The 22,901-nt window shown below is 61.2% G+C and carries 26 protein-coding genes; 11 read left to right on the top strand and 15 right to left on the bottom strand.

The genetic code is table 11. The annotated features are described in order from the left end of the window. The first annotated feature begins 42 nt into the window (after window positions 1-42). Window positions 43-585, top strand: a complete 543-nt coding sequence (locus OLZ32_RS17935) for an adenine phosphoribosyltransferase (protein ID WP_003541749.1) — start codon at window positions 43-45, stop codon at window positions 583-585. 24 nt (window positions 586-609) lie between these two features. Here OLZ32_RS17935 and OLZ32_RS17930 read toward each other — a convergent pair whose 3' ends face one another. Next, entirely contained in the window at window positions 610-1,077 is a 468-nt protein-coding gene (locus OLZ32_RS17930; RefSeq protein WP_264399298.1) for a MaoC family dehydratase, read from the bottom strand. 16 nt (window positions 1,078-1,093) lie between these two features. Then, window positions 1,094-1,585 (bottom strand): MaoC family dehydratase, encoded by a 492-nt coding sequence (locus OLZ32_RS17925; RefSeq protein WP_264399297.1) that lies wholly within the window; start codon window positions 1,583-1,585, stop codon window positions 1,094-1,096. An 81-nt stretch (window positions 1,586-1,666) separates the two neighbouring features. Here OLZ32_RS17925 and OLZ32_RS17920 point away from each other — a divergent pair, with 81 nt between their 5' ends. Continuing rightward, entirely contained in the window at window positions 1,667-2,779 is a 1,113-nt protein-coding gene (locus tag OLZ32_RS17920) for a hypothetical protein (RefSeq protein WP_264399296.1), read from the top strand. A 72-nt stretch (window positions 2,780-2,851) separates the two neighbouring features. Here the strand turns inward: OLZ32_RS17920 and ychF are convergent, their stop codons facing one another. Continuing rightward, window positions 2,852-3,955, bottom strand: a complete 1,104-nt coding sequence (gene ychF / locus OLZ32_RS17915; protein ID WP_003541736.1) for a redox-regulated ATPase YchF — start codon at window positions 3,953-3,955, stop codon at window positions 2,852-2,854. A gap of 153 nt (window positions 3,956-4,108) precedes the next feature. On the opposite strand from ychF, the gene OLZ32_RS17910 reads away from it, so the two are divergent. The 3 genes from OLZ32_RS17910 (at window position 4,109) to clpS (ending at window position 5,182) form a co-directional block, all read left to right on the top strand. Beyond that, window positions 4,109-4,387 (top strand): AbrB/MazE/SpoVT family DNA-binding domain-containing protein, encoded by a 279-nt coding sequence (locus tag OLZ32_RS17910; RefSeq protein WP_011652955.1) that lies wholly within the window; start codon window positions 4,109-4,111, stop codon window positions 4,385-4,387. Then, window positions 4,377-4,775, top strand: coding sequence for a type II toxin-antitoxin system VapC family toxin (locus OLZ32_RS17905; protein ID WP_003541734.1), 399 nt, complete (start codon window positions 4,377-4,379; stop codon window positions 4,773-4,775). Before OLZ32_RS17910 ends, OLZ32_RS17905 begins: the two co-directional genes overlap by 11 nt. A 95-nt stretch (window positions 4,776-4,870) precedes the next feature. Beyond that, window positions 4,871-5,182 (top strand): ATP-dependent Clp protease adapter ClpS, encoded by a 312-nt coding sequence (gene clpS, locus OLZ32_RS17900; protein ID WP_003541733.1) that lies wholly within the window; start codon window positions 4,871-4,873, stop codon window positions 5,180-5,182. A gap of 31 nt (window positions 5,183-5,213) precedes the next feature. On the opposite strand, the gene OLZ32_RS17895 is transcribed toward clpS, so the two are convergent. From OLZ32_RS17895 to OLZ32_RS17875, 5 genes are all read right to left on the bottom strand, one after another. Then, complete coding sequence (locus tag OLZ32_RS17895) at window positions 5,214-5,666, bottom strand: GNAT family N-acetyltransferase (RefSeq protein ID WP_406648490.1); 453 nt, start codon at window positions 5,664-5,666, stop codon at window positions 5,214-5,216. Between the two features lie 5 nt (window positions 5,667-5,671). Continuing rightward, complete coding sequence (pth, locus tag OLZ32_RS17890) at window positions 5,672-6,403, bottom strand: aminoacyl-tRNA hydrolase (RefSeq protein WP_017989081.1); 732 nt, start codon at window positions 6,401-6,403, stop codon at window positions 5,672-5,674. A gap of 191 nt (window positions 6,404-6,594) precedes the next feature. Continuing rightward, window positions 6,595-7,308: a substrate-binding periplasmic protein gene (locus OLZ32_RS17885; protein WP_264399294.1), complete on the bottom strand. Its 714-nt coding sequence runs from the start codon at window positions 7,306-7,308 to the stop codon at window positions 6,595-6,597. Window positions 7,309-7,333: 25 nt separating this feature from the next. After that, the gene (locus OLZ32_RS17880) at window positions 7,334-9,685 is read right to left on the bottom strand and encodes an EAL domain-containing protein (RefSeq protein ID WP_003541729.1); all 2,352 of its coding nucleotides are present in this window, start codon (window positions 9,683-9,685) and stop codon (window positions 7,334-7,336) included. A gap of 184 nt (window positions 9,686-9,869) precedes the next feature. Next, complete coding sequence (locus tag OLZ32_RS17875) at window positions 9,870-10,478, bottom strand: 50S ribosomal protein L25/general stress protein Ctc (RefSeq protein WP_003541728.1); 609 nt, start codon at window positions 10,476-10,478, stop codon at window positions 9,870-9,872. A 403-nt stretch (window positions 10,479-10,881) separates the two neighbouring features. On the opposite strand from OLZ32_RS17875, the gene OLZ32_RS17870 reads away from it, so the two are divergent. Then, window positions 10,882-12,426, top strand: coding sequence for a hypothetical protein (locus OLZ32_RS17870; protein ID WP_264399292.1), 1,545 nt, complete (start codon window positions 10,882-10,884; stop codon window positions 12,424-12,426). Between the two features lie 222 nt (window positions 12,427-12,648). Here the strand turns inward: OLZ32_RS17870 and OLZ32_RS17865 are convergent, their stop codons facing one another. The 6 genes from OLZ32_RS17865 to lgt form a co-directional block, all read right to left on the bottom strand. Then, complete coding sequence (locus OLZ32_RS17865) at window positions 12,649-13,581, bottom strand: ribose-phosphate pyrophosphokinase (protein ID WP_003541724.1); 933 nt, start codon at window positions 13,579-13,581, stop codon at window positions 12,649-12,651. Between the two features lie 105 nt (window positions 13,582-13,686). Beyond that, the gene (locus OLZ32_RS17860; RefSeq protein ID WP_264399291.1) at window positions 13,687-14,505 is read right to left on the bottom strand and encodes a hypothetical protein; all 819 of its coding nucleotides are present in this window, start codon (window positions 14,503-14,505) and stop codon (window positions 13,687-13,689) included. A gap of 91 nt (window positions 14,506-14,596) precedes the next feature. Further along, complete coding sequence (locus tag OLZ32_RS17855) at window positions 14,597-15,748, bottom strand: M24 family metallopeptidase (RefSeq protein ID WP_011652944.1); 1,152 nt, start codon at window positions 15,746-15,748, stop codon at window positions 14,597-14,599. 5 nt (window positions 15,749-15,753) lie between these two features. Continuing rightward, window positions 15,754-16,548: a peptidoglycan editing factor PgeF gene (pgeF, locus tag OLZ32_RS17850; RefSeq protein ID WP_164036481.1), complete on the bottom strand. Its 795-nt coding sequence runs from the start codon at window positions 16,546-16,548 to the stop codon at window positions 15,754-15,756. 111 nt (window positions 16,549-16,659) lie between these two features. Continuing rightward, entirely contained in the window at window positions 16,660-17,760 is a 1,101-nt protein-coding gene (locus tag OLZ32_RS17845; protein ID WP_264399289.1) for a class I SAM-dependent methyltransferase, read from the bottom strand. Window positions 17,761-17,778: 18 nt separating this feature from the next. Next, entirely contained in the window at window positions 17,779-18,627 is an 849-nt protein-coding gene (lgt, locus tag OLZ32_RS17840) for a prolipoprotein diacylglyceryl transferase (protein WP_264399288.1), read from the bottom strand. Window positions 18,628-18,828: 201 nt separating this feature from the next. Here lgt and OLZ32_RS17835 point away from each other — a divergent pair, with 201 nt between their 5' ends. The 4 genes from OLZ32_RS17835 to OLZ32_RS17820 all read left to right on the top strand — a co-directional run bounded on the left by OLZ32_RS17835 (window position 18,829) and on the right by OLZ32_RS17820 (window position 21,160). Further along, complete coding sequence (locus OLZ32_RS17835) at window positions 18,829-19,089, top strand: accessory factor UbiK family protein (protein ID WP_003541711.1); 261 nt, start codon at window positions 18,829-18,831, stop codon at window positions 19,087-19,089. Window positions 19,090-19,478: 389 nt separating this feature from the next. After that, window positions 19,479-19,979 carry a type III secretion system chaperone family protein gene (locus OLZ32_RS17830; RefSeq protein ID WP_003541709.1) on the top strand — a complete coding sequence of 167 codons (501 nt, stop codon included), beginning with the start codon at window positions 19,479-19,481 and terminating at the stop codon, window positions 19,977-19,979. Between the two features lies 1 nt (window position 19,980). Continuing rightward, on the top strand, window positions 19,981-20,808 hold the full coding sequence (proC, locus tag OLZ32_RS17825) for a pyrroline-5-carboxylate reductase (RefSeq protein ID WP_264399287.1): 828 nt from the start codon (window positions 19,981-19,983) through the stop codon (window positions 20,806-20,808). A 10-nt stretch (window positions 20,809-20,818) separates the two neighbouring features. Next, on the top strand, window positions 20,819-21,160 hold the full coding sequence (locus OLZ32_RS17820) for a tRNA-binding protein (RefSeq protein WP_264399286.1): 342 nt from the start codon (window positions 20,819-20,821) through the stop codon (window positions 21,158-21,160). A gap of 117 nt (window positions 21,161-21,277) precedes the next feature. On the opposite strand, the gene OLZ32_RS17815 is transcribed toward OLZ32_RS17820, so the two are convergent. Continuing rightward, window positions 21,278-21,973, bottom strand: a complete 696-nt coding sequence (locus OLZ32_RS17815; RefSeq protein WP_264399285.1) for an MBL fold metallo-hydrolase — start codon at window positions 21,971-21,973, stop codon at window positions 21,278-21,280. A gap of 286 nt (window positions 21,974-22,259) precedes the next feature. Here OLZ32_RS17815 and OLZ32_RS17810 point away from each other — a divergent pair, with 286 nt between their 5' ends. After that, window positions 22,260-22,877, top strand: a complete 618-nt coding sequence (locus tag OLZ32_RS17810; RefSeq protein WP_264399284.1) for a DUF1236 domain-containing protein — start codon at window positions 22,260-22,262, stop codon at window positions 22,875-22,877. Window positions 22,878-22,901 lie beyond the last annotated feature (24 nt).

The raw sequence follows: 22,901 nt of genomic DNA, 5'->3' as shown, positions 1-22,901 counted from the left end.
GGTGCGGCCCAGTTTCATGCCCTCGCAGAATATGGACTTTCCATGAACAATACGACTTCGGAGCTCGCAGCCAGCATCCGCTCCATTCCCGACTATCCCAAGCCCGGTATCATCTTCCGCGACATCACCACGCTGCTTGGCAACCCTCGGGCTTTCCGCCGGGCGGTCGACGAACTCGTGCAGCCCTATGCCGGCACGAAGATCGACAAGATTGCCGGCATGGAGGCGCGCGGCTTCATTCTCGGCGGTGCGGTGGCGCACCAGCTTTCCTCAGGCTTCGTACCGATCCGCAAGAAAGGCAAGCTGCCGCACGAGACCGTGCGCATCGCCTACAGCCTGGAATATGGCGTCGACGAGATGGAGATGCATCGCGATGCTGTTCAGCCCGGCGAGAAGGTGATCCTGGTCGACGACCTGATCGCCACCGGCGGTACCGCGGTCGGCGCGACGAAGCTATTGCGCCAGATCGGTGCGGAAGTGGTCGGCGCCTGTTTCGTCATCGACCTGCCGGATCTTGGCGGCCGCAGGAAGCTGGAAGAGCTCGGCGTCGTCGTGCACACGCTGGTCGAATTCTCCGGCCACTGAGCCCTCATCCTCCCGCCTGCAGCGTCAGTCGAATTCGAGCACGCTGCTTTCAAAGCGGATAACGGCATCGCCGTTTTGATTGACGCCCTCGCAGAGGATGGTGTTGAGGTTCCATCCCGGCCGCGACGCAAGCGCCCGGCTGGAGAGGAAGGCGACGGAATAGCTGACGACGTCGCCTGCGAAGACCGGCCGCAGCCATTGCAGTTTCTGGAAACCGGGCGAAGGGCCGAGGTTCGGCGACGTCAGCCCCTTTTGCGCGAGTGCGGCGCTCTGCCTTTCCCAAAAGGCGAGGAATGTCCGCATCCACGCGGCGGTGGTGTGCCAGCCCGAGGCGCAGAGATCGCCGAAGAGGGTGTCTTTGGCGGCTTCTTTGTCGATGTGGAAACGCTGCGGATCGTAGCGCGTCGCGAAACGGATGATGTTTTCCTCGGTAAAAATGTAGCTGCCGATCTCAGCCTTCTCGCCAACCGCGTAAAGCTCGGACATTCTCATGCTGACGCCTCCGGGCTCATGCTGACGCCTCCGGGCTCATGCCGATATCCGCGGGACGGGCGCGCATGCCGAACATGACCGAATTCTCCGAGACGCAGACAAGTTCGCCGCGCTGGTTTTCCACCTCGTGGCGAAACTTGACGATGCCGATGCCGGGGCGCGATCGCATCGGCCGGGCTTCAAGCACGATCGAGTGGCCGGAGAGCGTGTCGCCGGCAAGCACCGGCTTTCGCCATTCCATCAGATCGACGCCCGGCGCACCCTCGCAGAGCGAATGCAGCACATAACTGTCGGCCATCATGCGCATGAACATCGAAGAGGTATGCCAGCCGGAGGCGGCAAGGCCGCCGAGAATGCTGGCGCGGCCGGCAGCCTCATCGAGATGCATCGGTTGCGGGTCGAATTCGCTTGCGAACTCAATGATTTCCTCGGTGGTCACCGGCTTCGGACCAAGCGCGAAGCGGCGGCCGGGCTGGAAATCCTCGAAGGAAAGCTTTTCTGCCGACATTCGCTCCTCCCGCCATATGCAGCGCACAATGCTTACAATAGCATCCGCGCGGGCTCAATGATTCCGGGGAGATAAACCGGCATGACTGAACTAAGGTCGATACTCGACGAGGCCGTGCGCCAGGAGCTGATTTCGGCGGAGGCGGGCGGGCGTCTTTTGCCGTTCCTGACGGAGCGCGGGGTCGCCGTCATCGGGGGTGGGGTCGCTGAGGCACAGGCGGCAATGGAAGCGGAGGGGCAGGCCTGGTCGGATACCGAGACGCCACGCTTCGTGCGTGGCTTCCACGACGTGCTGATCACCATCGGCGTGGTGGTGGCGCTCGGCGGCCTCTGGGGGCTTGCCGCACTTTATGCCGTGCTGCCTGCGATCATCGTGCTTTCGGAAATCCTGGTGCGCCGCCAGCGGCTCGCTTTGCCGGCCGTCAGCCTGACGATTGCGCTGTGCTGCTGGACATTCCTGCTGATGTCCTTCTTCATCAAGCCGGGAACATCAGCCTTCAATGGTATCGGGGCGGAGGCGACGCAGTTCGTCGCCGGCTTCCCGATCGTTCTCGGCCTCTATTATGCCCGGTATCGCGTGCCTCTGTCGCTGGCGCTCTGCATCGCCTCGGCCCTTGCGCTGGTGCTCACCCTGCTATTGCGCCTCATGCAATGGGCGAGCGGCGATCCGCAATTCTTCTCTAACCATCCCCTCCTGCTCGCGGTGGCCTTCCTCGTTTGCGCGCTCGGGCTGTTTGCAACGGCGCTCTATTTCGACCTCGGCGATCGGTTGCGACGGACGACACGCTCCGACATTGCCTTCTGGCTTCACCTCGGCGCGGCACCGGCTCTGCTCTTCAGCGTAAGGCTGCTGATGTCGTTCGACGGCAATTTGCTCGATGTTGCCCAGGCGGTGTCGATCAAGACGCCTATCATTGTTATCGGCGTGGCGGTGTTGATGCTGATCGGCCTTGTCATCGATCGGCGCGCCTTCGTCACGTCAGGCCTGCTGTCGCTCGGTTTTGCGATCTACGGCATTTTCCGGCAGGGGAGTGCGACGGTTGACACCTATATCTTCACGACGCTGATCGTCGTCGGAGCGATCGTGCTCATCATTGGAACAGGCTGGATGCCGCTGCGCCGCATCGTGCTGCGGGCGCTGCCGGCCGCCATTTCGCAAAGACTGCCGCCTGCCGTCTTAGGGGCAACTCGGTAAATCTTACGATTTCGCCCAAACCGCTGAGCGATTTGGGCGAAATGAATAGATCGGGATAGCGGCAGTTTCCGTTCAGGTGTTGAAGCGGAAGTGGATGACGTCGCCGTCCTGGACGACGTATTCCTTGCCTTCGTCGCGCGCCTTGCCGGCATCCTTGGCGCCGACTTCACCGTTGTATTTGATGTAGTCGTCATAGGCGATGGTGTTGGCGCGGATGAAGCCGCGCTCGAAATCCGAATGGATGACGCCGGCGGCCTGCGGCGCCTTGGTGCCGCGCTCGATCGTCCAGGCGCGCGTTTCCTTCGGGCCGACGGTAAAATAGGTGATGAGGTGGAGCAGCTTGTAGCCGGCGCGGATCAGCCGGTCGAGGCCCGCCTCGTCAAGGTCGAGGGCGGAGAGGAATTCCTTGGCTTCCTCGTCGGGAAGCTGGGCGACCTCAGACTCGATCGCCGCCGAGATGACGACGGTTTCGGCACCCTGTTCCTTCGCCATGATGGCAACGGCCTCGGTGAATTCGTTGCCGGTCGAAGCATCGCCTTCGGCGACGTTGCAGACGTAGAGCACCGGATGCGAGGTCAGAAGGTTGAGGCTCTTGAGGATGACGATTTCTTCCGCATCGAGCGTCGACAGCAGCGTGCGCACCGGCTTGCCTTCGTTGAGCAGCTTCAGCGAGGCTTCCATGATCGGCAGCATCGCCACCGAATCCTTGTCCTTGCTGGTGGCGCGCTTGCGAGTCTGCTCGGTGCGGCGCTCCAGGCTTTCGAGGTCGGCAAGCATCAGCTCGGTCTCGATCGTCTCGGCATCGGCGACCGGGTTGATGCGGCCCTCGACATGAGTGATGTCGCTGTCTTCGAAGCAGCGGAGCACATGGACGATGGCGTCGACCTCGCGGATATTGGCGAGGAACTGGTTGCCGAGGCCTTCGCCCTTCGAGGCGCCGCGCACCAGGCCGGCGATATCGACGAAGGAAATGCGGGTCGGGATCAGTTCTTTCGACTTGGCGATGTCGGCAAGCTTGCGCATGCGCGGATCGGGAACGGCGACTTCGCCGGTGTTCGGCTCGATGGTGCAGAAGGGATAGTTCGCCGCCTGTGCCGCCGCCGTCTTGGTGAGCGCGTTGAAGAGGGTCGATTTGCCGACATTCGGCAGCCCGACGATACCGCATTTGAAGCCCATGGCTTGATCCATATCTATTGGTAACTTTGCCCTGCCTATGCGGGAATGGCCGCCCTGGGTCAAGGGTTCGCAACATGAATTGAAAAAGCTGAGGCGCTTGGCTTGAAGGTAAGGCGGTTTAGCCTTACTTTTGGAGCAAAGGATACCATTAGCATGGCAACTCTGACTGTGACGGCAAAGGGGCAGGTTACCCTGAAAAAGGAGGTGCTTCAGCATCTCGGGGTCAGGCCTGGCGACAAGATTGATGTCGATCTCCTGCCTGGCGGCAAACTCGAGGTCATTGCTGTTGAGAGGCGGCCGGTCGCCGGCTCGGTGGAAAGCTTCTTCGGGAGTTTGGAGAACAAGGAGAATATTCATGCGACGCTCGAAGAGATCGATGAGGCCATAAAGGCGGGCTGGGCAGGCGAGGTCGGCGTCGACAATGATCGTTGATACGAATGTGCTCGTACGTTCGGCCGTGCATGACGATCCGAAGCAAACTGAGCGTGCAAGGACGTTCATGCGCGAGGCCGAACGCCTGTTCATTTCCAATCTGACGTTTTGCGAATTCGTCTGGGTCGCCAGCCGGGTCTATCGCAAGAGCGCTTCAGAGATATCAGCGGCCATCCGGCTGCTGATATCGGACAGGAAGGTTGTCTACGACAGAGTTGCCGTCGAAGCCGGATTATCCTTTCTCGATGCTGGCGGGGACTTCGCCGATGGCATCATCGTCTTCGAAGGTCGCAGGCTTGGCGGCGAAACATTCGTGACATTCGACAAGAAGGCTGCCGCAATCCTGGAAAAAGCCGGCCAGAATTGCCTCCTGCTCTCCGCGGAATAACACTCCGTCATTGAACTGCCGTGCTTACGGTGCAATATATTGGTGGCGGACGTTTTCTCCGCCTTTTCCATGTCATCAACGGGTGGATTTTTCCGATGAGTGACAATGACATTGCCCTGAAACCGAAGGCCAAAGTGAAGCTCAAGCTGGACAAGCCGAAGCTCTACAAGGTCATTCTCGTCAATGACGATTATACGCCGCGCGAATTGGTGATCATGATCCTGAAGGCCGTCTTCCGCATGAGCGAGGAGACCGGCTACCGGGTGATGATGACGGCGCACAAGCTCGGTTCCTGCGTGGTCGTGGTCTGCGTCAGGGACATCGCCGAGACCAAGGCCAAGGAAGGCATCGACCTTGCCAAGGGCATGGGCTTTCCGCTGATGTTCACTACCGAACCGGAGGAATAGGCGTTTTCCGAGGGACGCCCCGAATATGGAGTCAGGGCCGGCGGATCTGATAGCCGGCCTTGTCCTGCACGAAACCGCAATTCTCATAGAAGCGCAACGTTGCTGGATCCTTGGAGCCGGTAAGCAGCATCACCTTGTAGCATCCGTCGTTCCAGGCGTCTGTGACCGCGTGGCCGATGACGGTGCGGGCATAACCGCGCTTGCGATGATCGGCATGGGTGACGACGTTTTCGATGAACGCATAGGGCGCGCCGTTCCGTGTCAGGTTCGGCACGACGACGCTTGTGACGGTGGCGACGGCGACCTCACCCGCAAAACCGATGAAGACGGTCATGCCGGGCTGGGCCAGGATGGCGGAAAAGCATTCTTCGGCAATGGCCTCGTCAAGAACCGGATCGGTGGGATTCAGGTGACGGTAAAGCGTCATGAGACCGGCGAGATCGCCGCGGGCAGCCGGGCGGATGATGACGTCTTGATCCGGCATCGGTCTCAATCGCCCTTTTTGCCGAACATCTTTTTCAGCATGTCGGCCATCGGGCCGGTGGCCGGCAACTTCGGCTGGTTGTGGTTGCGGGCCTGATGGATATGCGACTGGCCGGCCGGCTTCTTCTCGGCGTCCTTCTTTTCCTTCGCTGGCTTCTCCTCCTCGGCCTTGCCGCCGAGCGCCAGCGCGATCTTGTTCATCAGCTGCGAATCCTCGTTTCGCACCAGCATGTCGGCATTGTCGGCGAGCGTGTCGAGAAGCGGCTCCAGCCAGGCCTTGTCGGCCTTGGCGAAATCGCCGAGTACATGGTTCTGCACCATTTCCTTGATGCCGGGATGGCCGATGCCGAGGCGCAGCCGCCGGTATTCCCTGCCGCAATGCGCATCGAGTGACTTGATGCCATTGTGGCCGTTGTGGCCGCCGCCGGTCTTCAGCCGCGCCTTGCCCTGGGGAAGGTCGAGCTCGTCATAGATCGCGACAAGATCGGCGGGCTGGAGCTTGTAGAAGCGCATCGCCTCGCCGACGGACTCGCCGGAAAGGTTCATGAAGGTCTGCGGCTTCATCAGCAGCACCTTCTCGCCGCCGACCTCGCCCTCGGCGATCTCGGCCCTGAACTTCTTCGACCAGGACGAAAAGCTGTGGCGCCGATGGATGGCGTCGACGGCCATGAAGCCGATATTGTGGCGGCTGCCGGCATATTTGCCGCCGGGATTGCCGAGACCCGCGATGATCAGCATGGCCTGTTTTTCCTCGCTAAAGCATGTCGCGCAAAAGTGTGCAGCGGTTTTGCGACAACCACATGCGTAAAAACAAAGACCTAAAGCGCGACAAGCGAATCTGAAAGATCGCGACGCGCTTTAGAACTTCCTGCCGTTCACCACCGCGAAATGAAAGCAAAGTCAAGCGGAAAGGGCAGTTGTCTTCGGAGTCATTCCGACAGGTTCATGCCGTACTTCAGGAAGATCTGCTTCTGGTCGCCATCGGCGATCAGCTTGTCGAGAGCAGCCTGCATCCTGGCGAGCAGATCGTCCGGAAAGTTCTTCTCGCAGGCAATGCCCATTGGCTGGGCGGAGAGCACGGTCACCAATTCCACCGGCTGGCCGGCCTTCAGTTTTTCGAAATAGAGTTCGGAGATCGGCATCATGTCGATGCGCCCGCCAAGCAGCTTGCGCAGCGTCGCATTGAAGTCGCTGGCGACATCGAGCTTGGTGAAACCCTTCTCCTTCAGGATCGTCTCGGTGTAATCCTCGCGCTGCGTGCCGACCGTATATTTCTTCGCCTCGTCCAGATTGCCGACGGTGACGCCCGAGCCCTTGCGGGTGATCAGGATGTTGCGATCGATGAGCAGCGGTTCGACCCATTTGAACAACGGGTCGCGTGCGCCGTTGTGGGCGGTCGCAAAGACACAAGTCATCGGCGCCGTGCGGGCAAGGCTAAAAGCGCGCGCCCAGGGCATGATCTCGATCGTGTAGTCGACGCCGATCGCGGCCATCACCTTTTCGACCTGCTCGACGGTCGCGCCCTTGATCTCCTTGCCTTCGCGATAGTTGAAGGGGGCATAGTCCTCGGTCGTGAACGTCACCGTTTGCGCATGGGCGGTGCAGGGCAGCGCCAGGCATGCGAGAAGCAGGAGCTTTTTCATCCGTATTATCTCCTTGGTTCTTCGTTCATGAGGCGCGTGCGACGGCCGATTGCGAGGCCGTCAGTTCCTCGATCAGCGTGGCTGCGTGCTGCGGACGATGGAAGAGATAGCCCTGGCCGTAGTCAAGCCCCATCTGGTGGAGGGTGCGGCATTCCTCTTCGGTCTCGATGCCCTCGGCAATGACGGTGCAGTTCATCTTGTGGGAAAGCGTAGTGATGCCTTCGATCAGCATGCGGCTCTTCTGGCGCACGTCGTCGTCGCCGTCGTTGATCGCGCGGGTGAAGGACTGGTCGATCTTGATGATGTCGACGGGGAAGCGGTTGAGGTAACTCAGCGACGAATAGCCGGTGCCGAAATCGTCAAGCGCGATGCGGCAGCCGAAACGACGAAGCTCCGTGACGATCAAGCGGATCTGTGGGTTGTCGTGCATCAGCACGGCTTCGGTGATTTCGACGACAATGCGCTCGGGGCGGATGCCGTGGCGGCCGACGATGGCGGCAAGACGGGCCGGCAGCGCCGGCTCGAACTGCAGCGGCGAGAAGTTGATGGCGAGATAGGTATCCTGCATGCCTGATATGCGGGAAATCTTCGCGAGGTTGGCGATCGCCTTTTCCATGATGACGTTGCCGACGCGGACGATCTTTGCCGTTTCCTCGGCGACGCTGATGATCTCGGCCGGCGGCATCAAGCCCTTCTGCGGATGGTTGAGGCGCATCAGCGCCTCGAAACCGGCAATGCCGCGGCCGTTCAGGGTGACGATCGGCTGCAGGAAGGCTTCGAACCAGTTGTCGACGAGGCCGGCTTCGATATTGGCCTCGATTTCGGCGCGGCTGCGAGCGCGGTCGAGCATAGCATTGTCGAAGAGTTGGGCGCCGTTCTTGCCGTCGCGTTTCTTGGCATACATCGCCATGTCGGATTTTTGCAGCAGCTCGGCTGCGGTTTCGGCATGATGCGGATAGATGGCGATGCCGACGGAAGCGCTCAGATGCATGTCGGGGGAGAATGGCGTTTCGAAGATCGAGGCGATCTGCTCGCACATCACCTTGGCGCGGTTTTCGGCGTCCTTGGCCGGCAGCAGGATGGCAAATTCGTCGCCGCCGAGACGGGCCGCCTCGTCGGAGGGGGCAAGATGGGTCTTCAGGCGCTCGACGAGCTCGACCAGTGCCATGTCACCGGCGGCATGGCCCATATTGTCGTTGATCCACTTGAAACGGTCGAGATCGACGAAGAGACAGGCGAGTTCCTGGCCGGCGGCGTCGGCGGCGGCAATCTTGTTGTCGAGGACGGCTTCGAAGCCCTGGCGGTTGAGAAGCCCGGTCAGGTGATCGGTGATTGCCTGGCGGTGGTTGCGGTCCTCGGAGGCCTTGAGTTCGGTCACATCGGTCATGACCGACAGCGAGAGGCGGTCCTGAGCGCCAGCTCCCGCCTCCGATTCCATGATGAGGACGTCCATGGTGCGGCCATCCAGGCAAACGAACTTGACGGTGACGGTCATGCCGCTTTCGGCTTGGCGGCGCTTGACGAATTTGTCGCGGGTCGCAGGGGTGACGAGATTGGCGAAGTTGCGGCCGATGACGGCGGCGCGGTTATAACCTGTGGCAAGCAGCCAATAATCGCTGACGGCGGTGATGCGGTCTTCCTCGTCGAGCGAGAAAAGCATGGCGGGTGTCAGATTGTAGATGTCGGTGGCGCGGCGGTGGGCGAGCTTCAGCTCCTTTTCCTCGCTTTCGAGCTTGGTCTGCATCTCGTTGAAGCTATGGGCAAGCCGTCCCATCTCGTCGTTCGACTGCCAGTCGACATGATGGCGGGAGCCCAGCTGGCGGGTGGCCTCGATTGCCGCCGTCAGCCGCATCAGCGGCTGGATGACGAAGAAGCGATTGCCGATCAGCGCCGTGCCGAAAACGGTCAGCACCGCGAAGATGAAGATCGAGATGAAGACGACCTCTTCCTGCTTCAGGCCGGAAAACAGGCCGAGCGCAGGATAATAGACGCTGATGCTGCCGAGGTTCTTCGGGCCGTCGACGGTGTTGTAGATGATGGCGCGTGACACCTGCACGAGCTTGCCGTCGAAGGAGCGCGGAATGGTGGACTGGCTGACGTCGAGCTGGCCTGACTGGTCACGCACTTCGACCCTGACGATGGCACCCTGGGAAACGACCGTCGCGCTGATCTGGGTGACGCTGTCCTCATCGAGGTCCCACAGGGGTTTGGCCAGCGCCTGGGCATTGGCGACAAGAAGAACGGAGATATGGTCGCGTATTTCCTTGTCGGCCCGCTCGGAGGAAAGAAAAAGGAAGAGAACAAACAGCGGAGCGACAAAAACAAGCAGCGCTCCACAAACTATCGCAAAAAATCTGTTCTCAACGGAATTGCTCATGGTTCCGTCTACTCCCCAGGCCGGCCATATTTGCTGTCGTGCGTTGAGGCGGGCTTCTTCGCAACTGACGGAGCATGCTTTCACGAATTTGTTAAATGTTGCTGAAACGGGGCGTTTCCGGGCAATGAAAAGCCCGCTTTCCAGGGGAAAGCGGGCCATATGCTTTACAAATTGGTCGAAGCGATCAGGCTTCGGCTTCGCCTTCCGCGGCGCTCTCGTCGATGCCGGCAGCCGGAGCGATAATCGTCGCGATCGTGAAGTCGCGGTCGATGACCGGGGTGACGCCCTTCGGCAGGGTGACTTCCGCGATATGGATGCTGTCGCCGATCTTCTTGCCGCTGAGGTCAATGTTGAAGAATTCAGGGATCGCATCGGCCGGGCAATGAACTTCGACTTCATGGCGAACGATGTTCAGAACGCCACCGACCTTGAGGCCCGGGGACTTCTCTTCGTTGATGAAGTGAACGGGGATTTCGACGGTCACCTGGGTGTTGCCGGAGACGCGCAGGAAATCGACATGCATCGTGAAGTCACGGACCGGATCGAGCTGGTAGTCCTTCGGCAGAACCTTGTGCTTCTTGCCGTCGACGTCGATCGTCGCCACGGTGGTCATGAAACCACCGGCGTGAATGCGCTTCGTCACCTCATTGGTGTTGAGAGCGATGGCAATGGGGGCCTGCTTGTCACCATAGATGACAGCGGGAATCAAACCGTTGCGGCGAAGTTCACGGGCGGACCCCTTACCAACCCGTTCGCGCGCCTCGGCCTTGAGCTCGTAAGTTTCCTGGCTCATGGCTATTCCTTTCGAGGTTATTTGGAGAGTTCGGCGGCGGGCTAATGCCTTGCTCCGACGAACCGGAGGCGGTATGACCCGACCTCATCCGCGTTGCCTCCAAGGGTGTCTACACGGACCGGTGGCCTATATTATAAGTCGATCGGAAACGCAAGTTGCGGATTGGGGCTGTTTTCCGGTGATATCCACGCTTCGACAAGCTGAAACCGCAGTCGAGCATCGCGTCGATCGTCAACGGTGATCTGAGTGCTGCATACGAGGAGGCAATGTTCTCGTCCGTCCGAAATACGCGGCCGTATGAACGGCAAAATTGCCATTCTCTGCCACGGCTGAGGTTGACATCGGCGCGCTACGCATCTTTGGATGGCCGCATTCAAAAAGGCGGCTGAGGAGAAATCGGACTATGCGTCTCAAACTTGTCACGGCAACGAGCTTGCTGGCACTTTGCCTTGTCACCACGGCTCAGGGTGTCGAGATCAATCAGGATGGCGCCAATGCGGTCAAGGACACGCTGACGAAGCTGCTTCCCGAGGATCTGGCGAAGAGCGGCCTGATCACGGTCAATCCGGCGGGCGCGCGATACGAGATCATCTACGATCTGGCGAAGCTGCTTGCCAAGGCCGATCCGGCGACATTCGCGATCAACGGGCTGACGCCGTTCTCGATGTTCGCCACGCCGCTCGACAGCGGGCTCTGGAACATCGAGGGTGACAACAACCTCAACGTTTCCGGCCATTTCAATGGCCCCGACCAGAAGCCGACGGATTTTTCCTACTCCATCGCTTCGCTTGTCTACACCGGCGTCTTCGATCCGGCGATCAGCTATCTGCGCTCCGGCACCTTCACCGGCAAGGACATCAAGGTCACCAGCAAGTCCGACACGGAGGAAGTCCATGCCAGCATCGCCGCGATCGACCAGAAGCTGAGTTCGACGGACAGCACAGGCGGCAACGGGCGTATCGATTTTGCGGGCAGCGGCTCGATGTCGACTTTCGTCGAGCAGGTTTCCGGCCTGCAAATGCCGCCCGTTGAAATCCGTGCCGATTCGATCGATTTCGATGCCAAGGTGAACGGCCTGCCGGCCAAGCAAATCCGCGAAATCGTCCTTTTCGTTCTCGACCATCTCGAGGAGAAGGAACTAAGCCCGGAGAATAGCGACAAGATAAAGGGAATGCTCAAGCAAGCCTTCCCGATTCTTGCCTCGTTCAGCGAGACGATCGGGGTCAATAATCTGACCATCAGCAGCCAGATGGGCAATGGCGGCGTCAAGGCATTCGGTTACAATGTAGCTGTCGACGGGCCGAGCGACGCCATGCGTTTCGGCTTCGGCATCAATGCGCAGGATATCAGCCTCGACAGCCCGCTGATGCCGGCAAGCTATTCGCCTTTCGTGCCGGCCAGCTTCGAGCTGCAACTCGCCATGCCGAATCTGGATTTCGCCACTTTTGGCGACGCCCTCATGGCGATGGATTTCAATGACAAGGCTCCGGAGACGAGCGGCGAGGAGATGAGCAAGAAGCTCTTCCCTGATGGCCGGCTCACCGTCGAGTTTCCGAAGGTCAGCGCCAAGTCCGATGTTTACGACATCGACATGACCGGCAAGATCGAGGGGCGGGTCGACACCGAAAAGGACTATTCGATGGAGGCGACGATCCTTGCCCGCGATCTCGACAAGACGATTGCCGCGGTTCAGGAGCTTGCCAAGACGGATCCCGATCTCAACCAGGTTTCCTTCGGCATCATGATGGTGAAGGGTTTCGCCAAGACCGATGCAGATGGCCGCTCGCGCTGGGACATCAGCGTCAGCCGCGACGGCGCAATCGCCGTCAACGGGCAGGTGGTCAAGGGGCCGGATGGTCCGGATCAGGATCAAGGGCTGGAGTCAGACCAGGAGCAGGAACCGGACCAGGGCCAGGACGCGGTACCTGCGCCGCCGCAGCAGCCTTGAGCGTTATCAATTGGGATCAGAAATGAAAGGAAGCCGGCCTTGTGCCGGCTTTTTTGCGCTCAACGATCGCAACGGCGGTTCATTCCGGGCCTTTCGTTGTTACCGAACGCGGCTCGGCGACAATCAACGGCCAGCAATTCATGCGGCTCGGAGAGCATGCCCGGTAATAGCTTGGTCCATCTGATGCAGAAATTGAAAGAGCCGGTCGAATGCCGGCTCTCTTTAATCGAACAGGCTGGAGACGGACTCTTCCTGAGCCGTTCGGCTGATGGCTTCGCCGATCAGAGGGGCCGTGGTCACAATGCGGATATTGTGCGCGGAGAGAACCGCCGTGGTCGGCTGGATCGAATCCGTGATGACGAGTTCGCGGAGCTTCGAGGAAGTGACGCGGGTGACTGCGCCGCCCGAGAGAACGCCGTGGGTGATATAGGCGGTGACGCTGGATGCGCCCTTGGCCAGCATCGCGTCGGCCGCGTTGCAGAGCGTGCCGCCGGAATCGACGATGTCGTCGATCAGCAGGCAGTCCTTGCCGCCGATGTCGCCGATGATGTTCATGACTTCGGATTCACCCGGCCGCTCGCGACGCTTGTCGACGATGGCCAGAAGACAGTCCAGCCGCTTGGCAAGCGCGCGGGCACGCACCACACCACCGACGTCGGGCGAGACGACCACGACGTTGCTGAGGTCATAATGGCTCTTGATGTCGCGCGTCAGCACGGGCATGGCGAAGAGATTGTCGGTCGGAATATCGAAGAAGCCTTGGATCTGCCCGGCATGGAGATCGAGCGTCATGACACGGTCGGCGCCCGCTTCGGTAATCAGGTTTGCGACCAGCTTGGCGGAGATCGGTGTGCGACCGGAGGCACGGCGGTCCTGGCGGGCATAACCGAAATAGGGAAGGACGGCGGTGATGCGGCGGGCTGACGAACGACGCATCGCGTCGATCATGATCAGCAGTTCCATCAGGTGGTCGTTTGCGGGAAAAGCGGTGGGCTGTACAAGGAAAACGTCCTCGCCGCGCACATTTTCCTGGATTTCCACGAAGATTTCCTGATCGGCAAACCTTCGAACACTGGCTTTCCCCAAGGGAACATTGAGATAGTTGCAGATCGCTTCGGCGAGTTGCCGGTTCGAATTGCCCGCGAAAACCTTCATTTTGGTCCGCCTGTTACGCGCTGATAGCCGCGCTTTTTAGTCAGCTTCCCCGTGAATGCAAGGGCAAAGGCGCCACAGGCTTCCATATTTGCAAAAAGTTTGTGACTAACCGCCCCGCGCCTGCCGCCAGGAAGAGAATTCCGCGATGGTTTTCGAGGCGATCTGCTGCATCACCGAAGCCGGAACGCCCGCCCAGGGATCGGCCGCGGCCGTCGGCACGCTTTCCTGTCCCTGGATGCGGTGCAGGCGGCCGCCGCCGCTGTCGAGAATGTCCCAGACATAGACCACGGTGACCTTGCCGTCGTCGCTGAAGGCGGAAAGATAGCCTTTGAGGATATAATCGCTGCTCGCGTCGTTCGAACTCTTGATGGAAAGGCCGTGCGCGCGCGCCTCGGCGCCGAGCTGGCGCGAGAGCGGTGTCACGGCCTGCACCGGTGCGCCGATGATCGGCAGGAAGCGCACGGTATTGCCGCGGGCGGAGGAGGAACTGGGGAGGGCGGCGGTCTGCTGCGGCTGTTGCGCCTCGGCCGATGGAGCCGGCTGTGCGGGAAGTCCACCACTGGCCGCCGGCGGGGGCAGCGATTGTCCGTCGATCGGAGCTGATGCGGCCGGTGAGGAGCCGCTTCTCGACAGGGCGTCTGCCTGTTCCTGCATCGTCGTCGGCGCCGCGCCGGTGCCGGGTCGATAGGCCCGCTGCGACTGATCATAGGCTGGATGGTAGCCGCCCTGCTGCGAGCTTCCCGAGAAACTCGGTTGGCGGGTGCCCGCCAAGCGCTCGGCTTCGCTCTGCGTCACCGGGCTCGACGGGGCTCCCCCGGAGGAATTGCCGATATCGACCTGCGGCGTCAGCGCATCGGTCGTGTTGCAGGCTGTCAATAGAGCCATGACGAACAGGAGCGTGGGCACAATCGCAGCTCGCGTCATCCCTTGGTCTGTCCTTCCCGCAATCGCAATCAGCCCCACCCGAATTTATGCGGGTGGGGACGGTCGTCTGTCAATTCCGGATTCTCACCGGTCAGAGCCCGATGAAATCGAGCGGATGGCGGGATAGCGCGCGCGGCGCATCCGCAGTCGTCAAATAGGTCTGGCCGAGTGTCATCGCCGTGCCCGTATCTGAATCGGCGATGATCATGTGCACGAAGAGCGACATGTTCGGCTCGATCGGCTGCGGATTGCCGACATGGAACATCTGATGCTCCATCCAGGAGGGGGAGAAGCGGGCGCCGAGCGAATAACCGCAGGCATTCAGCCGGTGGCGAGCCAGGCCGCGCTCGTCGATGATCCTGGCATGCATGTCGAAGACATCGCCAAAGGTCTGGCCGGGCTTGAGGACGGTCTCGATCGCCTCGATGGTTTCACGGCAGGCGTTGTAAAGCTCGCGGTGGCGATGCGTCGGCTCACCAATGACGATCGTCCGCATCATGGCGGCATGGTAATGCGCATAGGCGCCGGCCCATTCGAGCGTCAGCTGGTCGTTGGCGTCGAGCTTGCGGCGGCCGGCCTTGTAGCGGCAAAGCAGAGCGTCGGCGCCGGAGCCGATGATGAACTCGTTGGCGGGGTAGTCGCCGCCGCCGGAAAAGATCGCGCCCTGCATGGCGGCGAGGATATCGGCCTCGTCGGCGCCGGGTTTTGTCAGCCGGATCGCAGCATCGAGCGCATCGTCGGCGAGAACGGCGGCGCGCTCGACATAGGCGACCTCCGTCGGGCTCTTGATCAGGCGCAGGCGGCTGACGAGGTAGGAGGCGTCGACGATCTGGCCGAAGGTGGTCAATTGCGCGTCGAGCAGCCGGGCGACGCGGCCGGTCATGCCGTGCGTGTCATATTCGACGCCGATGCGGGCGCCGAGCAGGTCCATCTCTACCAGCAGGTTCTTCAGGTCGAGCGTCGGGTCGGCATTGACCCGGTCGACCCAGATATGGATGTCCTCGAGGATCGAGGTATGCCTGGCCTGGCGAAGATCGGCCGAGCGGGTGATCAGCGCCATGGTGCCGTCGCTCTTGACGACCAGCGTCTGGAAGAAGCAATAGCCGAAGGTGTCGTAGCCGGTCAGCCAGTACATGCTTTCCTGGGCGAAGAGCAGCAAGGCGTCGAGCTTTTCTTCCTTCATCTTCTCGGTGAGGCGTGCAAGCCGGCTTGCGAATTCGGCCTTTTCGAAGTGCAGTGCCATTCTGCTCAAGTCTCCCTGATTGATATCGCGGAAATCTGGCGGCCGTAATCCGGCTCCTTGCGATGTGTCGTCCTGCGGTAGGAAAAGAAGCGCTCGTTGTCGGGATAGGTGCAGAGGCCGAGGCTTTCGGCACGCACGCCGGCTTTCGTCAACCGGTCGACCGTCAGCGCCGGCAGGTCGAACATGGCGTGGCCGGGCGTTGCGGAAGGCACGAAAAAGCGCTCGTCCTCCGGGTTTTCGGCGACGAAACGCTCGACGAACTCAGGGCCGACCTCATAACTTGCCTGGCTAATCGAGGGGCCGAGGCAAGCGACGATGCGAGCCCGGTCCGCACCAAGCGCCTCCATGGATGCGATGGTGTTTTCGAGCACGCCCGTCAGCGCGCCCTTCCAGCCGGCGTGGGCGGCGCCGATGACGCGATTGTCGGGGTCGGCAAACAGGATGGGTCCGCAATCGGCGGCGAGCACGCCAAGCGCAATGCCAGGGGTGCGCGTTACCATCGCATCCGCGTCGGGGCGGGCGCCGTCATAATCTGCACCGACCACCACGACATCGGGGGAATGGACCTGATGCACGGTTGCCAGCCGCTCGACCGGCAAGCCGAACCAGGCGGCGACGCGACGGCGGTTTTCCAGGACCTTGTCGCGTTCGTCGCTGGAGCCGAGGCCGACATTGAGGCCGCGATACAGCCCTTCGGAAACGCCGCCGGCCCGAGTGAAATAACCGTGCCGGATCGTGGCGCCCGCTGCTTCGTTCAGCAGCGCGCTTTCGATCGGTGCGGGAGAGGCCGCGTCCTGCATCTGTGATTCCGGGGTTTTCGAGGAGTTTGTTATTATCCCAAGCGCATCGCATATGCGGCGCGCTTCAAGTTCTTGTTTCGGGCGGATGTTGAACCAGCCGCGTGCGCCCTGTCAATCCACCGGACGAAAGGGCATGAGATCGAGGGCGGGATAGGAGACCGCCATCACCTTGAAGAGTTCGCCCATCCGGCCTTCACCGGCGCCGGCGAGCCTTTCGACCGCCGCCTGGATGACCTGCTGGGTTTGCGGCTCGCGATCGCGGCCGAGGGCGGCGGCACGTTCGAGGATGCCGAGGCCGCTCAGAAAATCACCCTGATGCAGGGCGCCGTTCAGATGCAGCCCGGCCGCAAGCGCCGTTTCGGCGAGCTGCTGGAAGTCGACATGGCTCGTCAGATCGGCTTCGCCTGGATGGGCGAGCGGCGGGTCGAATTCATGCATGCGCACGGCCTGCAGCGTATCGCCGAAGCCGGTGACGAGATGGCCGTAGTCGATCGCAAGCGCCGTGCCGCCGAAGGCGCGCAGCCGCTCGCAGATCGCCATCATCACCGCCTGGCGGGCAGGCGAGATCTCGAAGAGGGTGCCGACCGGTACGTTCTGCACCGGTTCGGGCAGCAAAGTGGGATCGAGGCCGGCGACGCCGGCGGCGAAAGTCAGCTCGCCATCGGCATCGATGCCGACCATGCGCTCACGGAAACCCGTCGGCATGCGGACGAACTGGCGGATCGGGATGGCGTCGAACAACTCATTGGCGGCAATCAACGTGAAGCCGGGCGGTACTTCGTCGAAGCCATCGTGCCAGGTGATCTTCTCGCCATAAGGCTCGAGCGTCTGGCTCTGGACGTCGCGCAGGCGCTCGCTGGTTTCGACGAGATGCACGGTCATGGCGTCGAAAAGCGATGGAGCGATGCGGGAGATGACGCGCAGCATGTCTGATATCATGGTGCCACGGCCGGGGCCGATTTCGACGAGGCGGACGTCAGTCGGTGTCCCATGGCGCTGCCACGCATGGACGATGAACACGCCGATCATCTCGCCGAAGATCTGGCTGACCTCGGGCGCGGTGACGAAATCACCGGAACGGCCGAAGGGCTCGCGGGTGCGGTAATAGCCGTGTTCGGGGTCTGCGAGGCAAAGCGAGAAATAATCGGTGACGCTGATCGGGCCGTTGGCCTGGATGATCGCCTTGATCTTTTCGCCGAGAGCGGTGGTCATGTCGCGCGTCCTGCCGTTTCAGAGCCGCAGCGCAGCCTGGCGGCGGGCCCGCAGCATCGCCCAGAGGCCAAGCAGGATCATCGGGGAGGAGAGCACCATGCCCATGGTCAGCCAGTTCGTGCCGAGGAGGTAACCGAGCTGGGCATCAGGCTCGCGGAAGAATTCGACGAAGATGCGCGACAGCGCATAACCGCAAACGAAGACGCCTGTAATGAAGCCGGGGCTTTTCAGCGCGCGCATGCCATAGACGAAGGCGGCCAGCACCAGGAGCAGAACGATGCCTTCGAGGCCGGCTTCGTAAAGCTGGCTCGGATGGCGGGCGAAGGGGCCGCCGGTCGGGAAGACCACGGCCCAGGGCACGTCGGTCAACCGGCCCCAGAGCTCGCCATTGATGAAATTGGCGATGCGGCCGAAGAACAGGCCGAAGGGAACGACGGCGGCGACAATGTCGAACAGGCTCCAGACCGGGATGGCGTTGCGGCGGGCAAAGAGGATCATGGCGATCGTCGTGCCGGTCAGGCCGCCGTGGAAGGACATGCCGCCGTTCCAGATCTCGAGCGCACGGACGGGAGTGCGCAGGACGGCGGGAAGATCATAGAAGAATATATAGCCGAGACGACCGCCGAGGACGACGCCAAGCGCTGCCCAGACGATAAAATCATCGAGCTGCGTCTTTGATATCGGCGAGACGTTGCCGGGCCAGAGACTGTCATTGGCGGCGATGCGACGCGCATAGGCCCAGCCGAGCAGGATGCCGGCGACATAGGCGAGACCGTACCAGTGAATCGCCAGCGGACCGATCGAAAAGGCGATCGGATCGATATCCGGGAAAGGCATGATGGCAAGGAGATCGGCTGCTGTCGGCAAGGTTTTCCACCTGTTGAGTTGCGCGGAACATGCCGCTGCGATCCCGGACGGTCAAGTCCATTGTTCGTGATGGCCCGTTCCCGGCCGGTTCCGGCAAGCTTATCCCGTGTAAAGCGCTTGCATCGTCGATGGCGAAGCCCTACCTCAATCCTCGAGGCCCTGAAGGGCTGAATTCACCTCATGTGAAGGGAGAAAAACGCCATGACGACCGGAACGAACCGCATCATGGACGAATTCGCCAAGCTGATGACCGATGCGGCCGGTGCCGCCCAGGGCGTCCGCAAGGAGATCGAAACCGCCTTCAACGCCCAGGCCGAGCGTTGGCTGAACAGCATGGACATCGTCAAGCGCGAGGAGTTCGAGGCCGTGCGCGAGATGGCGATCAAGGCACGCGACGAGAACGAGGCGCTTGCCGCCCGCATCGCAGCACTCGAGGCGAAGCTTGCCGGCGAGGGCGCTTAAGTCCCGATACGACACAGATGCGGCGTTGCCTTCATGCCACACGCCGCATCTTCCTTAAAAAAACCAGGTGAGTTTTCCACCTGTGGACACTGCCAAAAAAGCCAATTCGCAGAGTCGCTTATTCTCCCTTCTGAATTGAATTTCGAAGAGCCTTTCCACAGCGGCCGGTCCTATTTTCCCTTCAGGGGGCTGGCAGGGGGCAAGGGGCGCTATACACTGATTTTAAATGATGATTCGAAGCGACTTGGTAAGCTCCGGGCAGGTTATCTGCGTTAAGTCTGGCAGCGGTTCAACGATCATCCGAGTGGTGGTTCCGGTATTTTGCGTGTGTCTTTCTTGTGTTCGTACACCAAGTTAGGTCGCATTCGTTCCGGTCAAGAAGGTGCTGCATGAACCTGATGGAATTGGAAGTCGAGCGTCAGTCGAACCCGGTCGATATGATCGAGTACGTTGCCTCCAACAACGACTGGTCGTTCGAACGGTCCGGCGAGGACGAGATCGCGATGACGGTCGAGGGCCGCTGGACGGACTACCACGTCTCCTTCTCCTGGATGGAGGAGTTCGAGGCGCTGCATCTTGGCTGCGCCTTCGATATCAAAGTTCCCGACATCCGGGTCAACGAGGTGGTCAAGCTGCTCTCGGCGATCAACGGGCAGGTGCTGATGGGTCATTTCGACCTCTGGCGCCAGGAAGATGTCGTCATTTTCCGCCAATCGCTGCTGCTTGCCGGCGGCGCGGAGCCTACCAATCGCCAGGTGGAGGTGCTGCTTTCCAGCGCGCTCGACACCTGCGAAGCCTATTTTCAGGCATTCCAGTTCGTCGTCTGGTCCGGCATGGAAGCGACGAAGGCGATGGAAGCTGTGCTGTTTGAAACGGTCGGCGAGGCATAAGATGCCGACGACCCCTTTCTCCTCGACACATCCCGTCGTTCTGATCGGTGCCGGAAACATGGGCGGGGCGATGCTCTCCGGCTGGCTGAAAAGCGGCGTTCCGGGCTCGGCCGTCATCGTTGTCGATCCCGGCCCGTCGCCGGCCATGCTTTTGACGATCAGCGAGGCTGGCGCGACCCATCTGACCGCGCTTCCCACGGATTTGAAGGCAAGCGTGCTGTTCCTCGCGGTCAAGCCGCAGGTGATGGAAACGGTGCTGCCGGCGGTGAAGAGTGCCGTCGGGCCGGACACGGTGGTCGTTTCGGTCGCGGCCGGCAAGACGCTCGGTTTCCTCGAGATACATCTCGGCAAGGCCGCCATGGTGCGGGCCATGCCGAACACGCCAGCCATGGTCGGGCGCGGCGTCACCGGCGCTTTTGCCAATTCAGGGGTCAGCGATCCGCAGCGCGAACGCGTCCATTCCCTTCTGCGCGTCTCGGGGCCGGTCGAATGGGTGCCGGCGGAAGCCGATATCGATGCCGTGACGGCGCTTTCGGGCAGCGGTCCGGCTTATGTATTCTATCTCGTCGAATGTATGGCGGAGGCAGGCCGTAAACTCGGCCTGCAGGCGGACCTCGCCATGCGTCTTGCGCGGGAAACAGTCGCGGGGGCTGGTGAACTCATGCACCAGTCCCCCGACGACGCTTCGCGGCTGCGGGAGAATGTGACCTCTCCCGGCGGCACCACGGCGGCGGCGCTCGCCGTGCTGATGGCCGAAGACGGCATGCAGCCCTTGTTCGACGCAGCCCTTGCGGCGGCGCGCAAGCGGGCCGAGGAACTGGCTGGCTGACGGAGACCATATGGCCGAAGAGATCACCTACGCCGATTTCGAGCGTGTCGATATCCGCGTCGGCACGATCATCGAAGCCAGCCCCTTTCCGGAGGCGCGCAAGCCGGCGTTCAAACTCCTGATCGATTTTGGTCCTGACATCGGCGTCAAAAAATCCTCAGCGCAGATCACCATGCATTATAAGCCGGACAGCCTGATCGGCCGGCAGGTGCTCGGCGTCGTCAATTTCCCGCCGCGCCAGATCGGGCCATTCCGCTCGGAAGTGCTGACGCTGGGATTCGAGGACGAGAACGGCGCGATCGTGCTTGCTGCGGTCGAACAGCCGGTGCCAAACGGGCGAAAGATGATGTGAGCGCGAGCTGACGCTTAAAGCGTGTCGCGTCGAATCGGATTCATGCGACGCGCTTTAGGTCTTTGTTTTATGCAAGTCGCTATCCCAAAACCGCTGCGCACTCTTGGGCGACTTGCATTAGTTGTTCGGGGCTTCGCCTGATGTGTCGGCTCCGGATCCTCCACGAGGTCTGATCTCCCGCAGAAATGGATTGCTGCGCCGCTCGTCGCCGATGCGGCTGCCGGGGCCGTGGCCGCAGATGAAGCCGACGTCGTCGCCGAGCGGCAATACCTTGTCGCGGATCGAATCGAGAAGCTGCTGATGATTGCCGCCGGGCAGGTCGGTGCGGCCGATCGAGCCGTTGAAAAGCACGTCGCCGAGATGGGCGAAATTCTGCGCACGGTTGAAATAGATGACGTGGCCGGGGGCATGGCCGGGCGTGTGATAGACTTCGAATTCATGGGCGCCGAAAGAGATCTTGTCGCCGTCCTTCAGCCAGCGGTCGGGCACGACGTCGCGCAATCCTGATATGCCGTATTTTTCAGCCTGCGTTTCGATCCGTTGCAACAGCGGCAGATCGTCCTGATGCGGGCCGACCACGTCGATGCCGAGGGCCTCCTTCAATTCACTGGCGCCGCCCGCATGGTCGAGATGGCCGTGTGTCAGCCAGATTTCCTTGATGGTCAGGCCGTTCTGGGCAATCGCCTGCAGGATGAGCGGCACGTCGCCGCCGGGATCGACGACGACGCCTTCCTTGGTATCGGGATCGAAGAAGATCGTGCAGTTCTGCTGGAAGGGTGTCACCGGAATGATGCCGGCCTGGAGCATGCCCATAAGTGCCTCGCTTGGTGTCTCTGCTGCTTCGGGTATAGTCCGAAACCGCGGCAAGGACAGCCGGAATTTTCCGACATGGCGGCCTGCCTCACGGCAAAAAGACGGACTGAAACAAGAGTTTATGCCTGTCTTCGCCATTGCATAGAGCGGAAAAATCGAATTTTGTTCAATTCCTCAGGGCACTTGGATGAAATCTCTCACACGCGGCGTTCCGCTCGGCGGAGTGCAGGGGAACATCGTGGAACCCCGCGCGTTGTCAGCCCATCGAAACCAAGGAGACGCTCACATGACCTTGAAGAGAAACATTCTGTTGGCTGGAGCCGTGCTCCTGGCGAGCGGCGGTCTTGCGCATGCGGAGATGATGGCGACGACGGTCAACGATCTCAACGTCCGCGCTGGCCCCGGCCCACAATATCCCTCGGTCGGTCTTGCCACCCGCGGCTCCACCGCAGTGCTCGACGGTTGCATCGAAGGCAGCCGCTGGTGCCGTGTCGACGTCAACGGCATGCGCGGCTGGGTCTATGCGGATTATCTGCAGGTCGATCATGGCGGCAGCTCTGTCATCGTTGAAGAGCACCGCGCCGAGATCGGCGTTCCCAGCGTGACTTACGAGTCGACCGCGAGTGTCGTTCCGGTCGATCCGCAGCCGGCGCCGGGCGACGAGTTGCTCGGCCCCGTCGGGTCGGTCGAGACTATCACCCCGCCGGAGACGGTGCGCACCTATATCGACACCAATCCGGGTGAGACGGTGCAGCTTGGCGGCGATGTCGTCGTCGGCGCGGAAGTGCCTGCAGACGTCACCTTCCAGACGATTCCCGACTACGAGTACCGCTATACGAGGATCAACGACCGGCCGGTGCTGGTCGATCCCGGTACACGCCGGATCGTCTACGTCTATCAATGATGTGATCGACAGAAACTGAGGCGA

Origin of the sequence: Rhizobium acaciae (assembly GCF_025941625.1) — a bacterium.
GTDB classification, from domain to species: Bacteria; Pseudomonadota; Alphaproteobacteria; order Rhizobiales; family Rhizobiaceae; genus Rhizobium; species Rhizobium acaciae.
Note: the sequence above shows the minus strand (reverse complement) of the source record. Positions and strands in the feature narration are given on the sequence as shown.